Source organism: Bacteroides sp. AM44-19 (assembly GCF_003603395.1).
Classification (GTDB): Bacteria; Bacteroidota; Bacteroidia; order Bacteroidales; family Bacteroidaceae; genus Bacteroides; species Bacteroides uniformis.
The window spans coordinates 271,430-285,884 of the sequence record NZ_QTNB01000001.1; the positions used below are offsets into that span (position 1 = coordinate 271,430).

The 14,455-nt window shown below is 47.8% G+C and carries 11 protein-coding genes; 5 read left to right on the plus strand and 6 right to left on the minus strand.

The genetic code is table 11. The features are described 5' to 3' along the window. The first annotated feature begins 97 nt into the window (after positions 1–97). On the plus strand, positions 98–3,397 hold the full coding sequence (locus tag DW947_RS01305; protein ID WP_117962376.1) for a UvrD-helicase domain-containing protein: 3,300 nt from the start codon (positions 98–100) through the stop codon (positions 3,395–3,397). Positions 3,398–3,440: 43 nt separating this feature from the next. Beyond that, complete coding sequence (locus tag DW947_RS01310; protein ID WP_005836564.1) at positions 3,441–6,332, plus strand: PD-(D/E)XK nuclease family protein; 2,892 nt, start codon at positions 3,441–3,443, stop codon at positions 6,330–6,332. Positions 6,333–6,453: 121 nt separating this feature from the next. Here the strand turns inward: DW947_RS01310 and DW947_RS01315 are convergent, their stop codons facing one another. The 5 genes from DW947_RS01315 to DW947_RS01335 all read right to left on the minus strand — a co-directional run bounded on the left by DW947_RS01315 (position 6,454) and on the right by DW947_RS01335 (position 10,941). Continuing rightward, positions 6,454–7,581 carry a response regulator gene (locus DW947_RS01315; protein WP_118940785.1) on the minus strand — a complete coding sequence of 376 codons (1,128 nt, stop codon included), beginning with the start codon at positions 7,579–7,581 and terminating at the stop codon, positions 6,454–6,456. A 41-nt stretch (positions 7,582–7,622) separates the two neighbouring features. After that, complete coding sequence (locus tag DW947_RS01320) at positions 7,623–8,558, minus strand: UDP-glucuronic acid decarboxylase family protein (protein WP_005825375.1); 936 nt, start codon at positions 8,556–8,558, stop codon at positions 7,623–7,625. 165 nt (positions 8,559–8,723) lie between these two features. Beyond that, the gene (locus DW947_RS01325; RefSeq protein ID WP_005825377.1) at positions 8,724–9,257 is read right to left on the minus strand and encodes an IbrB-like domain-containing protein; all 534 of its coding nucleotides are present in this window, start codon (positions 9,255–9,257) and stop codon (positions 8,724–8,726) included. Continuing rightward, positions 9,254–10,543, minus strand: coding sequence for a DUF3440 domain-containing protein (locus DW947_RS01330; RefSeq protein WP_005836560.1), 1,290 nt, complete (start codon positions 10,541–10,543; stop codon positions 9,254–9,256). Before DW947_RS01330 ends, DW947_RS01325 begins: the two co-directional genes overlap by 4 nt. Positions 10,544–10,545: 2 nt before the next feature. Next, entirely contained in the window at positions 10,546–10,941 is a 396-nt protein-coding gene (locus DW947_RS01335; protein ID WP_117962372.1) for a hypothetical protein, read from the minus strand. A gap of 192 nt (positions 10,942–11,133) precedes the next feature. Between DW947_RS01335 and DW947_RS01340 the strand changes: the two genes are divergently transcribed. Both DW947_RS01340 and DW947_RS01345 read left to right on the plus strand, forming a co-directional pair. Next, a complete protein-coding gene (locus tag DW947_RS01340; RefSeq protein WP_005825383.1) occupies positions 11,134–11,685 on the plus strand; it encodes a chromate transporter in 552 nt (183 codons plus the stop codon). Then, the gene (locus tag DW947_RS01345) at positions 11,682–12,206 is read left to right on the plus strand and encodes a chromate transporter (RefSeq protein ID WP_117599487.1); all 525 of its coding nucleotides are present in this window, start codon (positions 11,682–11,684) and stop codon (positions 12,204–12,206) included. The genes DW947_RS01340 and DW947_RS01345 overlap by 4 nt, the downstream gene beginning before the upstream one ends. On the opposite strand, the gene DW947_RS01350 is transcribed toward DW947_RS01345, so the two are convergent. Beyond that, entirely contained in the window at positions 12,198–13,415 is a 1,218-nt protein-coding gene (locus tag DW947_RS01350) for a sugar MFS transporter (RefSeq protein ID WP_117878222.1), read from the minus strand. The two genes, DW947_RS01345 and DW947_RS01350, sit on opposite strands and share 9 nt — an antisense overlap. A gap of 153 nt (positions 13,416–13,568) precedes the next feature. On the opposite strand from DW947_RS01350, the gene DW947_RS01355 reads away from it, so the two are divergent. Beyond that, a complete protein-coding gene (locus DW947_RS01355; RefSeq protein WP_117599485.1) occupies positions 13,569–14,453 on the plus strand; it encodes an AraC family transcriptional regulator in 885 nt (294 codons plus the stop codon). Positions 14,454–14,455: the final 2 nt, after the last annotated feature.

Sequence of the window (14,455 nt, forward strand, 5' to 3'; positions counted from 1 at the left end):
CTTCCCACTTCTTTCTATAAGAGAAAGCAGGGAAGCATTTATTTTTCTCATTATTTTTGTGTACGTTTGCAGATACATACTCAATGCAGCAATTTACATGGAATTATTAGTATACAAAGCCTCTGCCGGCTCAGGCAAGACCTTTACGCTGGCTGTGGAATACATCAAGCATTTGATAATCAATCCACGCGCCTACCGGCAGATACTTGCCGTAACCTTCACCAACAAGGCTACGGCAGAGATGAAGGAGCGCATACTGACACAGCTTTACGGTATCTGGAAGGGAGCACCTTCTTCCGAAGCATACTTGGAGAGAATTAAAAATTATAAATTAAAAATTAAAGAAGAAGGCGGGGACAGATTGACGGACGGGGAGATTCGTCAACGGGCCGGCATGGCACTGCAATACATGCTGCATGACTACAGCCGTTTCCGCGTGGAAACCATCGACTCCTTTTTTCAATCTGTGATGCGCAACCTTGCCCGCGAACTGGAACTGAGTCCTAACCTGAACATAGAGCTGAACAACAGTGAAGTGCTGAGTGATGCCGTAGACAGCCTCATCGAGAAGCTTACCCCCACTTCTCCCGTGCTGGCATGGCTCCTGGACTACATCGACGAGCGCATCCGCGACGACAAACGCTGGAACGTATCGAATGAGGTGAAAAGTTTCGGACGAAACATCTTCGATGAAAGCTACATAGAACGCGGCGAAAAACTACGGCAATGCCTTCGTACTCCGAACACGTTGAAACTCTACCGGGATGTGCTGCGCGATATGGAAACCGAGGCTCTGGAACAGATGAAAAGTTTCTACGACCAGTTTGAAGGCGAACTGGAAGGGCATGCCCTCACTCCCGAAGACTTGAAAGGAGGTGCCCGAGGCATCGGCAGTTACTTCCGCAAACTGCGCGACGGCAGACTGTCTGACAAAGATGTGCTGAACGCCACCCTGCAAAACAGCCTGGCAGATGCAAAAAACTGGGCAACGAAAACATCCTCACGGAAGGACGACATCATCTGTCTGGCAAAAACCAGCCTGATACCTCTACTGCAGGAAGCCGAAAGAATGCGTCCGCAACGCAACCGCACCCTGAACAGTTGCCGTCTCTCGCTCCAGCATCTCAACAAACTACAACTCCTCAACCATATTGACGAAGAGGTACGTACACTGAACCGAGAACATAACCGCTTTCTACTTTCGGACACCAACGCCCTGCTGCACAAATTGGTGCGCGAGGGTGACTCTTCGTTCGTCTTCGAGAAAATCGGCGCCAACATACGCAACGTCATGATTGACGAATTCCAGGACACCAGCCGCATGCAATGGGACAACTTCCGTCTGCTGTTGCTCGAAGGACTTTCGCAAGGAGCCGACAGTCTGATTGTGGGAGATGTGAAGCAGTCCATCTACCGCTGGCGGAACGGGGACTGGGGAATACTGAACAGCTTGGGAAATAAAGAATTAAACTTAAACTCCTTCCCCGTCCGTGTGGAAACCCTAAAAACAAACCGGCGTAGCGAAACCAACATTATCCGTTTCAACAACCAGGTATTTACCGCTGCCATAGACTACCTCAATGCATTACACCTGAACGAACTGAAAGAGGATTGCCTACCCCTGAAACGCGCTTATGCCGACGTAGTGCAGGAATCGCCCAAGAGCACGGAGTACGGCTACGTAAAAGCCACCTTCCTGGAACCGGACGATGAACACAACTATACAGAGCAGACCCTTCTCGCTTTAGGAGAAGAGGTGCAACGGCTGCTGGAAGAGGGCGTAACACTGAATGATATCACCATCCTTGTCCGCAAGAACAAGAATATCCCGCCGATAGCCGACTATTTTGACAAAGAACTGCATCTTTCTGTCGTGTCCGACGAAGCTTTCCGTCTGGATGCCTCCCTTGCCATCTGCATGCTGATGGATGCCCTGCGCTGCCTATCGAATCCGGAGAACAAGATTGCGGAGGCTGCGCTGATGAAGAATTACAAATTACAAATGACAAATGACGAGCAGTCGGGATTCATCATAGCCACTCCCCTGCCCGAAACCTTTACCTCCCGACGGGAAACGCTGCGCTTGATGCCTTTGTATGAGTTACTGGAAGAACTGTTCAGCATCTTCGGCATGAGCCGCATTGAAAAGCAGGATGCCTACCTCTTCTCCTTCTTCGATGCTGTGACGGAGTATCTGCAAAGCAATTCTTCCGAACTGGCCAGCTTCATCCGCTACTGGGACGAAACCCTTTGCAGCAAAACCATCCCCAGCGGTGAGATGGACGGCATACGCATCCTCTCCATCCACAAGTCCAAAGGACTGGAATTCCATACCGTACTGATTCCCTTCTGCGACTGGAAGCTGGAGAACGAAACCAACAACCAGCTGGTGTGGTGCGCCCCACCGGAAGAGCCTTATAATGCCATCAGCTTAGTACCGGTGAACTATTCCACCACCATGGCGGAATCCATATATCGGCAGGACTATCTGCACGAACGTCTTCAGCTGTGGGTAGACAATCTGAATCTGCTGTACGTGGCCTTTACCCGTGCCGGCAAGAACCTCATCCTCTGGAGCCGGAAGGAACAGAAGGGAACCATATCCGAACTCCTTGCCAACACCCTGCCCCACATAGCCAAAGACGGAGCAGGCAGTTGGGACGAAGAGGCTTCCATATATGAGAACGGCAAGATTTGCCCTTCCCCCGTCCCCGTCTCACAGCATGACGCAGACAACCCTGCTAACGACGAAGCTAAACCTCTATACTACGAACAGAAACCTCTATACTGCGAACGTAAACCTGAGGTTTACGAACAGCAACCAGTCAACAGACTTTCGCAAAAGCCGGTCAAACTGCCCGTCCACATGGAGAGCATGCTCCACGACATCGAGTTCCGGCAATCCAACCGTTCGGCAGACTTCATAGCAGGAGTGGACGAAGCAGAGTCCAGCCAGCGCTTCATCAACCGGGGACGTTTGCTGCATACCCTATTCTCTGCCATCGAAACGGAAAAAGACATTGACAATGCCATCAGCCAGCTCGTCTTTGAAGGTGTGATTGGACGGAGTGAGACGGAAGAAGAAATACGCAATCTCACCCAACGCGCTTTCTCCCTGCCTCAAGTCAAGGACTGGTATTCAGGAACGTGGCAGCTATTCAATGAATGCGACATCATCTGGCAGGAAAACGGTGAACTGCGGACACGCCGCCCGGACCGCGTGATGATGCGTGGCGAAGAAATCGTAGTGGTGGACTTCAAGTTCGGAAAGCCAAACAAGAAGTACAACAAGCAGGTGCAGGGATACATGCAACTGCTGGTCCGCATGGGGTATGTCGCAGAAAATATACGGGGTTACTTGTGGTATGTAGAGGAGAACAACATAGAACCGGTATAACTCACTCCCCATCCACTATTAATTATCAATTATCAACTAAATCATGGAAACATTCCTCCAACTGGTCGCCCGCGACCTTTACGCCAAAATAGGAAACGACCTCTCGCGCACCGCCATCGTTTTCCCCAACAAACGTGCCAGTCTGTTCTTCAACGAATATCTGGCAACTGAAACGGACCGCCCTTTGTGGTCGCCTGCCTACGTCAGCATCAGCGAACTGTTCCGGCAACTCTCTCCATTGAAGTCCGGTGACCCTATCCGTCTGGTATGCGAATTGTATAAGGTATTCCGCGAAGAGACCCGCAGCGAAGAAACTCTGGATGACTTCTACTTCTGGGGAGAACTGCTCATCAGCGATTTCGATGACGTAGACAAAAACCTTGTAGATGCCGACAAACTCTTCAGCAACCTGCAAGAACTGAAGAACATTATGGACAATTACGACTTCCTCGACCAAGAACAAGAAGAAGCCATCCGCCAGTTCTTCCAGAACTTTTCCATAGAAAAGCGCACGGAGCTGAAAGCCAAATTCATCTCCCTCTGGGATAAACTGGGCGACATCTACCGCCACTACCGCCGCAATCTTACAGAACTGGGCATCGCCTACGAAGGCATGATGTACCGCAATGTCATGGAGCAACTCGACACCGACCGACTGCGCTACGACCGCTATGTATTTGTCGGCTTCAACGTGCTAAATAGAGTAGAAACCCGTTTCTTCCAGCTCTTGCAGGATGCCGGGAAAGCAATGTTCTATTGGGATTACGACGTGTTCTACACCCGTCTTCCCCTTGAGCAAAAGCCGCCCTATACCCACGAAGCAGGCGAATTCATCCTCCGCAACCTAAAGCTGTTTCCCAACCAACTGCCCGAAACTTCTTTTGATGTACTGCGGAAACCCAAGAACGTACGCTTTATCTCCGCTTCTACCGAAAATGCACAAGCCCGCTACTTGCCGCAATGGATTAGGGGGAATGAAGAATTAAGAACCCCTTCTTCATTCAAAGACACTGCCGTTGTCCTTTGCAACGAATCCCTACTGCTTCCCGTCCTCCACTCCATTCCGGCAGAGGTAAAGAACGTCAACATCACAATGGGATTTCCCCTTGCCCAAACTCCGGTGTACAGTTTTATCAACGCCCTTGTAGAGCTACAGACTACCGGCTACCATGCAGGTACCGGACGATACATCTACGAAACCGTAATCACGCTGCTGAAACACCCTTACACCCGGCAACTTTCCCCCAATGCCGAAACACTGGAAAAACAGCTTACCCGGGACAACCGCTTCTATCCCCTTCCCTCGGAGCTGAAGCAGGACGCATTCCTTGAACAAGTCTTTACACCACAGAACGGCATCGCCGCCCTATGCAGCTACCTCACCGAACTGCTTCGCGAAGTGGCCGTCCTCTACCGCCAGGAAAAAGACGTGGAAGACATCTTCAACCAGCTGTACCGCGAGTCTCTGTTCAAAAGCTACACCCTCGTCAACCGCCTGCTCAGCCTGATAGAGACCGGCGAATTGAGTGGTGTGCGCACAGACACGCTGAAGCGACTGCTGAACCGCTTGCTTACCTCTGCCAACATTCCCTTCCACGGAGAACCCGCCATCGGCATGCAAGTAATGGGGGTGCTGGAAACGCGTAACCTCGATTTCCGTAACCTCATCATGCTCTCCCTCAACGAAGGGCAATTGCCCAAAGCCGGAGGCGACTCCTCCTTCATTCCCTACAACCTGAGGAAGGCCTTCGGCATGACCACCATAGAACACAAGAATGCCGTCTATGCCTACTACTTCTACCGCCTCATCCAACGGGCAGAAAACGTCACCTTATTATATAACATCTCTTCGGACGGACTGAACCGCGGGGAGATGTCCCGCTTCATGCTGCAATTCCTGGTAGAGTCGCCGCACAACATCTCCCTTGAGTACCTTGAAGCCGGACAATCTCCACAACAAGCCCTGGAAATTGAGATTCACAAGACACCGGAGATGTTGCAACAGATGTTCGACGCCTACGACATCCACCGACGTCCCAAAGCGTTCTTCTCCCCCTCTGCCCTCAATGCCTATCTGGACTGCCGGCTGAAATTCTACTACCGATACGTAGCCGGCCTGAAGGCTCTCGATGAAGTAAGCGCCGAAATAGACTCCACCCTCTTCGGCACCATCTTCCACCGTTCTGCCGAACTGGTGTACAACGAACTGACAACCAACGGACGGGAAATACGTAAAGAAGACCTGGAACAGTTACTGAAAGACGATGTCCGCCTGCAAGCCTATGTGGACAATGCTTTTAAAGAAAAGTTCTTCCATGTGCCCCTTACGGAGCAACCGGAATATAACGGTACGCAGCTTATCCATTCCAAAGTCATTGCCTCTTACCTGCGCCAGCTTCTGCGCAATGACCTGCAATATGCCCCGTTCCGTATGGAGGGTATGGAACAGGACGTCAGAGAAATGATGGAAATAGATACTCCGCAAGGAAAGCTTGCCTTACAGATAGGCGGTACCATCGACCGCCTGGACAGCAAAGGAGACACGCTACGTATCGTGGACTACAAGACAGGCGGTACTCCCAAGACTCCTGAAAATATAGAACAACTGTTTACTCCCGCCGACAACCGTCCCAACTATATTTTCCAGACGTTTCTGTACGCCGCCATCCTCTGCCGCAAGCAATCGCTGAAGGTAGCCCCTTCCCTACTTTACATCCACCGGGCAGCTTCCGAAAGCTACTCCCCGGTCATCGAAATGGGAGCGCCGCGACAACCCAAGGTACCGGTCAACAACTTCGCTTTCTTCGAAGACGAGTTTCGCGAACGGCTGCACGGACTCCTGCAGGAGATATTCAGCCAAGAAGAAACATTCAGCCAAACAGAGGATACCCGGAAATGTGAATATTGCGATTTCCGCAGTCTGTGTAAGAGATAAAAAAACAGACCATCCGTTCATAAGAAACAGATGGTCTGCACGACCGTAACAGACGGTCTATTTGAGTCTGACGGATGGTCTGTTTTACTTCAACGGACCATCCGTTCTATTTTCTTCGTTATCACTTCTTCACCGGAATAGAGAAGCTGAATATGGAGCCTTCGCCTTCCTTGGAAGTAAACCACAGTTTACCGCCATTCTTCACGACAAAATCCTTGCATAGCAACAAGCCCAGTCCCGAGCCTTCTTCGTTGTTCGTGCCGAACGTGCTGAAATGCGTATCAGTATGCAACAACTTCTTCTGCCCCTCCTCGCTGATGCCACAGCCATGATCTTGAACACTGACAACTGCCATACCATCTACTTCCTCCATCTTCACCAGTACCTCTGAATTCTCCTTACTGAACTTAATGGCATTACTCAACAAGTTACGGACCACTGTCTTCAGCATGTCAATATCAGCGTTGACCATCATTTTTTCCGGTTTCATCTCGCGGATTCTTATCTTCTTCAGGCTTGCCACCATACTGAAAATCTCAATGACACCGTCTGTCACTTCGACGAGGTCCACATCCTGATAAACCACGTTCAACTTACCGATTTGACTCTTTGTCCATTTCAGCAGGTTATCCAGCAATGAAAACACATCCTCCGTAGTCTGATTAGCCATCGTCAGAAGCTCGTACATTTCGGCGCCAATTTTCTCAGATGGCAAGTTCAATATCAGCATATTCAGCACCATTTTGATGGATCCCATCGGAGAACGTAAGTCATGGGCAATCACCGAATAAAGCTTGTCACGCCCGGCAATAGTACGTTGCAGTTCTTCCGTCTTACTCAAAATCAACCGTTTGGCAGCTACCAAAGATATTTGGTGGGTAACACGGATAATCAATTCCTCCTTATTGAAAGGCTTAGAGATGAAGTCATTCGCGCCAACCTGAAACCCCTTCACAATATCTGCCGTACTATTCAGTGCGGTCAGAAAGATGATTGGAATATCAGCTGTATTCGGATTTGACTTTAAATGTTGAGCTACTTCAAAACCACTCATGTCCGGCATCATTACGTCAAGCAAAACCAAATCAGGATTTTCCTTTTCCACCTGTTCCAACGCTTGCCGCCCGTTACTTGCAGTAGCAATCGCGAATTTCTCATTTGTCAAAAGCACTTTCAACAATAAAACGTTTGACATCACATCGTCAACGATGAGAATCTTGTATTCGGAAGGATTTATTTCCATGTTCATCTTTCTATATTGTTTTTCCCGTTATCAAAATTACTATTTAGTTAGGAACGATATTCCTTAAAATACTCTATTATATACTGTAAACCCTCTTCCAGCTCTATAGTCGGTTCCCAGCCCAACTTTTCCTTTGCCAGAGTGATGTCCGGCTGACGCTGTTTGGGATCATCATGAGGCAGTGGCTTGAAAATCAGTTTCGACTTGGAATTCGTCAGCCTAATGACCTTTTCCGCCAGTTCCAATATGGAGAATTCATTCGGATTTCCCAAGTTTACCGGACCGATAAAATCGTCCTCCGTGTTCATCATCCGCACCATACCTTCTATACAGTCATCTACATATTGGAAACTTCGCGTCTGATTACCCGAACCGTATATTGTAATATCCTGGTTCTGCAATGCTTGAACCACGAAATTGGAAACCACCCGTCCGTCATTCGGCAGCATCCGAGGACCGTACGTATTGAATATACGGATAATCTTGATCCGCACTCCATTCTGGCGGTGATAGTCCATAAACAATGTCTCGGCACAACGCTTCCCTTCATCATAACAAGAACGGAGGCCAATTGGATTTACATTTCCCCAATAACTTTCCACTTGGGGATGAATAACGGGGTCACCGTACACTTCGCTGGTAGAAGCCTGCAATATCTTGGCATTCGTCTTTTTGGCCAGTCCCAGCATATTGATGGCGCCCAATACAGAAGTCTTGATGGTTTTAATGGCATCATATTGGTAGTGGATGGGAGAAGCAGGACAAGCCAGATTATAGATTTCGTCCACATCTGCCTCATAAGGGGTTTCCACATCATGCAGTACAAATTCAAAGCGGGGATTGCTCTTCAGATGAGTGATATTTCCTTCCGAACCGGTGAAAAGATTATCCAGACAAATCACCTGATGCCCGTCGTTTATCAATCGGGTACAAAGATGAGAACCTATAAAACCAGCACCGCCACTAACCAAAATTTTCTTCATGTAATGTTTTTTATAGTGCCTTAAAGCACATAGGACCTATTCTGTTTGTTTTGATGCTGACAAATGTAGGCGATTTGACTAAATTATGCAAGTTTGCAACGAAATATTTCACTTGTTAATGAATATAAAGAGGCAGATTAAAAAATCCACCCCTGAAATATTCATTTATTTATCCGCCACATACTCTTCTTTCTTATCCGGAATGCTGAAGTTCTTGTTCGCAAACAAGTCTGCCAGACCCGAAATTTGCTTTAAACGCAACACTTCGTCGCGATCCATTCCGATATTCTTCATTATCCATTCATCAGACATACCGGCTCTGTCCAATTCCGCAACAATATGGCACATCAACTCGATATTATGCGTACCACGGGCACGATTATGACGGATAGTGGACGCCATACGGTTGGAAAGTTCCTTGTCAATCACGACCACGGGAAGCAACCCGTTTTCGCGCTGATAAATTCTTTTGGATGTCTTCAACACCTGATAACGGTGGTAACCGTCCACCAGGATGTAGTTATCCTCTTCCTCATCATAGTAACAGACACAAGGCATGGTGAAACCATCTTCCCAGATGGAAAGCTCCAGAAGCTTCATTTCGGGCGGTGCCACTACATTCGGATTGTAATCGTTTGCTTGTATTTTCTCTATTGGAATTGCCCTTACGTTATATACCGGACTTTTATCTACGCTCATAACATCATATTTTTGAATTGTTCCATTATCTTGTCTCTTTTGTATGCCTCTTCCTTGTTCAAGGCAAAACCCATGTACTTGCAGGCATGGTCATTCTTCAGGATGCATATGCACATCCGCTTATAAGTGGGAATTTCCCGGAATTCCGCGATGTCAATATCATCCAGATAATCCATGCGCACCGGCTTCTTGTTTGTCTTGTAATTCGTGATATTTATCACTTCAATGGACACTCCTGCATCCCTCAGCTTCTGGATGGTCTCGTCAGCCAGACACCCCCCTTTTGTACGCCAGAATTCAATGCTGACGGTAAGCTTTTTCAAGTAGTTCCTCCGGGTCTCTTCCGGCAAGGTGGAAAGCAGGAACTGCATAAAGCCTTTCCACGTATACCCTTCGGGCAGTCGGACCGTCTGCCACCCCATAGCACGCGTCCCTCCGTAAATACCGGTAAAGTTCACCCCGTTGACCCGCCCTATCATTCTTCCCCAAGTATTCGGGTCGATGACACGATACAGCTTCAGGCTCTCTTGTGCCTCACAAAGAAAAGGGCTTGCCACACGCTGGCGTTCGATATTGACTCCGGCTTTATAATATAGGTCATACAAATGGTTATAGTCAAAGCCGAATTTGCCATTGGCCGTCCAGATATCCGTCGTCTTCCAATCATAAATGGGATAAGCATTGAAAATGTCATTGCCTATCTTCGAGGTCCAGCGGTAATTGTGGTACATCTGATACTTCCGGTTCAGATGGATGCTGCGCCAGCGGTTAAAACTCTCTTGCGTACGGATGCCTATGAGAAAGCAGGCACGCACTCCATCCTTCTTCTCATGCAGCCATTTGGCAAAGTGCATCTGGAACTCATAATCCCACATTTCGGGAGTGTAGAAAGGAAACGTCTCTTTAGTGAGGCAGCCTTTCGGCATCTTCCTTACCCAAATGTCCTCCAAATCCTCCTGCCACGGACGCCAGTAACTCTGGTACATCGACGTACAAGTCGTTACACGGAAAGGCACACAAACACGATACACCTCCAATATATCCTTATTCGCCTCCAATACCCGGTCCACATAATCAATGGTCATGCTGTACTGTATCTCATAGTCCATATGGAATACACACAGTTTACGGTTCAGCCGGTTCCGGCGGATATAGTCTATGCACAAATTCAGCAACACTCCACTATCTTTTCCTCCCGAAAAAGAGACGCATATCGTGTCAAATTCCCTAAAAATCACATCAAGACGTTCTTGCGCCAGTTCATACACATTTTTGGGTGTAGCCATAATTATCTGTTTTTCTTCATTTTCACATAACGGGTCCATACCTTGTCTTCCCAAAAGCCCAGCTCGCTGAAGACATCCCTATCTTCAACAAAGCTAACAGCCGTCAGACTACTCTCCTCGCCCTGCTTCTCAAGTACCTTTTCCAGAAGCAATTTTAGCGTGTCAACATTCCTTTCCTTAATATAATAGTTGTTGATGACACATTCATACTTCTTGTGCTCCACCGGCACAAAACCTACAACATGTTTATTATCCAGAGCAACAAACCACTCGTACTCTTCCGATGTCCGGAAAGGGTAATTGTAGTTCTGTTTCAGCACTTCCGGGCTCATAACCAAAGGGGCTACAAGCTCGTACAGCTTTTTATCCGTACCATGTAATTGCACTATCTGTATCATATCTACATTTATATTATTTGTAATTACGTGTTAAAGATAAAGCTTATTTACGACGGAATATTCTCCTTTTAAATAGATTTAAGAATATAGCCCTGTAATATAAAATATTAATAAATAAATATTATCCCCCTAATTTGTATATGTTGATTAATTTGGGTTTCTTTGCAAAAGAAAGTCACCCGAAGAGAAATAATGAAATATTTACTGCTTTTTATGACCTTTGCCAAGATAGGAATGTTCACTATCGGTGGCGGATACGCTATGATACCTCTCATTGAACGGGAAATCGTAAAAAAGAGATGGATGAGTAAAGAAGATTTCATGGAAATGTTTGCGTTGACCCAGTCACTTCCCGGTGTTTTTGCTGTCAATATATCCATATTCGTCGGTTACAAGCTGCATAAAGTAAAAGGTAGCCTGGTGTGTGCACTTGCCACAATCCTCCCCTCTTTTGTCATCATGATGCTGATAGCCATGTTCTTCGCTCATTTTCAGGACAACCAGGTGATGATACGCATCTTTAACGGTATCCGTCCGGCAGTAGTCGCACTGATTGTGATACCCTGCATTTCGGCTGCACGGGCACTGAAGCTGAAGTATTGGCAACTGGTGCTTCCAGCCATCGCCACCATACTCATCTGGCAATTCGGGCTATCCCCCGTATACATTGTCCTTGCAGGAATTGCAGGAGGAATGCTCTATACATTATGGTTAAAAGATAAACTGAGAAAATTACAGATATGATTTATTGGCAGCTGATATTGGTATATCTGAAAATCGGAATGTTCGGTTTTGGAGGCGGTTACGCCATGTTGTCCCTCATCCAATACGAGGTGGTGGACCACCATCACTGGCTCACCCTGCAACAATTCACGGACGTGGTGGCCATCTCGCAGATGACGCCCGGTCCGATAGGCATCAACAGTGCCACCTATGTGGGCTATGCAGTTACTCAAAGCGTGTGGGGAGCTGTCGTGGCCACCGTTGCAGTATGCCTTCCCTCGTTCATCCTGGTATTGCTCATCTCTTACTTCTTCGTGAAATGCAAAGACAACAAATACATCAAGGCGGCAATGTCTGGACTACTGCCCATGTCCGTATCATTGATAGCTGCTGCTGCCCTATTGCTGATGAACAAGGAAAATTTCATAGATTACAAAAGCATACTTATCTTTGCAGCCGCTTTCGGCGTGACGTGGAAGTGGCACCTCCACCCTATCTTACTGATAATCCTTGCCGGAATCGCAGGATTCCTTCTATATTGAGGAAGCGGTAGAGACGGACACCATCTTGCGAGCATATGCCCATACCACGCAATAGGCAACCAGCGGTACAATGAACGCCCACACCATCGTCGTATGGTCTGCCACCAGTCCCATCAACAGCGGACCTACCACGCCTCCCACGGGAGACATCATCAGGAAAGAGGAAGCCCTCTTGGTATGGTTGCCCAGCCCGCGCAAGGAAAGGGCAAAAATCGTGGGAAACATAATAGCCTCAAACGCATATCCGCACAACAGAGCTGCAAGCGATATCATCCCTACATCCAGCAGTACCAACGAAGTAGTCACTACTGTCCCCGTAGCACACACCAGCAACATTTTCTCGGCACGCACACGTCCCATAATCCAGCTACCGGCAAAACGTCCCAACATAAATAATCCCAGTCCACCGAAAGAAAGCACTACGGAAGCTTCGCGGGCATTCATCCAATTCTGCTCCACCACGTAATTGATGAAGAAGCTGTTGATGGAAATCTCGCCGACCTCATAGGCAAACAAGGCTATCAGCCCGAAAATGAAAAGCCGGTGTGACCACAATCCGACCTTATTACCAGCTTCGTCCACCTCCACACTATGTTCAATCTCGGGCAACTTGATTCTTGAAAAGACCAGTGCTACCAGCAACACAATTACCCCCATGCAGATATAGGGCAATGCGACATTACCCGAGCCCATCTGCCCATCCTTCGAGAAGAGCAGCAGTCCAGCCAGTACCGGTGCACAGATACATCCCAGACCGTTGAAGGATTGCGCGAAATTCAGCCGGCTGGCAGCAGTTTCCTTTGCGCCCAATTCTGTGGCATAAGGATTGGCGGCAGTTTCAAGAAACGTCAGTCCACAGCCTATCACGAACAATGCAAACAAGAAAAGATTAAAAGACAGATAATGCTGCCCGGGGATAAAGAGCAGCGAACCGACGCCGTAGAGCAACAGACCGAATACCACACCCCGGCGGTATCCGAAGCGACTGATGAAAAGTCCTGCAGGAATGGCCATAATGAAGTATCCCATATACATCGTCATCTGTATAAAGGCCGAATGTGTCTTCGTGATATCCAGTATCTCTTGAAAGTGCTTGTTCAGTACATTCAGAATGGCATGGGCAAATCCCCACAAAAAGAAAAGAGAGGTAATCAAAATGAAGGGCACAAGGTATTGTCTGCCCACCAATGGTATTCGTTTCTGTTTCATAATATGATAATTCCAGACAATCGTTGCAAGGCGATTGATAATTGCGGGTGCAAAGATAAACAAAACTCCCGGTCTTTACCCAACATTTTCCTATTCGCTATTGTACGGAGCAGCTTTTTCTCTAACTTTACTGCCATCATACAATGTTAAGCCATGAAAAATGCCATCCCACGATACAATTTCTACAAAACTAAGTACGGAAGCGAACTTCTGATAGATGTCGTTGATTTGCAGTATACCCGGAAATTCTTGACCCAGGGAAAAGTACATATTCTGACCTACTATGACATCACCTTCATCACAGAAGGAGAAGGAGAATTCACTATCGGTAACCGGACACACTTGGCAGCTCCCGGTGATGTATTCTTCTCCAAACCAGGTGAGGTGCGCAGTTGGGACACAGACCGTATCGGCAACGGTCATGCTCTAATTTTTGAGGATACCTTTTTGACCTCTTTCTTCAAAGACCCACTATTCGTGCAGCACCTCCCGTTCTTCCGAATGGGAAAAACGGCAGACAAACTCCAACTGCCGAACGGGCTCTATGCACGGATACTCCAACTTCTGCACGACATAAAGGTCGAAATCGACTCTTTCCACCCACACGATACGGGCATATTACGCGCCTTACTTTACGAAGTCCTCATGCTACTCAACCGTGCCTACCGCACCTCTATCCCTCCGGAGACGGGTAAGGAGCCACATAAAGATATCAGCAGCTTCCACCTCAGCCGATTCTTCGAATTGGTTGGGGAGCACTTCCGGGAGCAGCATTCTGTACAATTCTATGCCGATAAACTATGCATCACTCCCAACTATCTGAACGAAATCCTCTCTTCGGCCATAAACATCAATGCCAAGCAGTACATACTCAACAAGATTACAGACGAAGCCCAGCGTCTGCTCACCTACACCGACCTCCCCATTTCAGAAATAGCCTCCGAACTTCATTTCTCAACCGTCTCCTACTTTGTACGTAGTTTCCGACAATGTATAGGGTATACTCCCCTCGCCTACCGGAAAATGGAGAAACCGTGAAA

Excerpts from the sequence above, each read along its gene's own strand:
- DW947_RS01305 (WP_117962376.1), top strand. The coding sequence starts at position 98 with ATGGAATTATTAGTATACAAAGCCTCTGCCGGCTCAGGCAAGACCTTT.
- DW947_RS01310 (WP_005836564.1), top strand. The coding sequence starts at position 3,441 with ATGGAAACATTCCTCCAACTGGTCGCCCGCGACCTTTACGCCAAAATA.
- DW947_RS01315 (WP_118940785.1), bottom strand. The coding sequence starts at position 7,581 with ATGAACATGGAAATAAATCCTTCCGAATACAAGATTCTCATCGTTGAC.
- DW947_RS01320 (WP_005825375.1), bottom strand. The coding sequence starts at position 8,558 with ATGAAGAAAATTTTGGTTAGTGGCGGTGCTGGTTTTATAGGTTCTCAT.
- DW947_RS01325 (WP_005825377.1), bottom strand. The coding sequence starts at position 9,257 with ATGAGCGTAGATAAAAGTCCGGTATATAACGTAAGGGCAATTCCAATA.
- DW947_RS01330 (WP_005836560.1), bottom strand. The coding sequence starts at position 10,543 with ATGGCTACACCCAAAAATGTGTATGAACTGGCGCAAGAACGTCTTGAT.
- DW947_RS01335 (WP_117962372.1), bottom strand. The coding sequence starts at position 10,941 with ATGATACAGATAGTGCAATTACATGGTACGGATAAAAAGCTGTACGAG.
- DW947_RS01340 (WP_005825383.1), top strand. The coding sequence starts at position 11,134 with ATGAAATATTTACTGCTTTTTATGACCTTTGCCAAGATAGGAATGTTC.
- DW947_RS01345 (WP_117599487.1), top strand. The coding sequence starts at position 11,682 with ATGATTTATTGGCAGCTGATATTGGTATATCTGAAAATCGGAATGTTC.
- DW947_RS01350 (WP_117878222.1), bottom strand. The coding sequence starts at position 13,415 with ATGAAACAGAAACGAATACCATTGGTGGGCAGACAATACCTTGTGCCC.
- DW947_RS01355 (WP_117599485.1), top strand. The coding sequence starts at position 13,569 with ATGAAAAATGCCATCCCACGATACAATTTCTACAAAACTAAGTACGGA.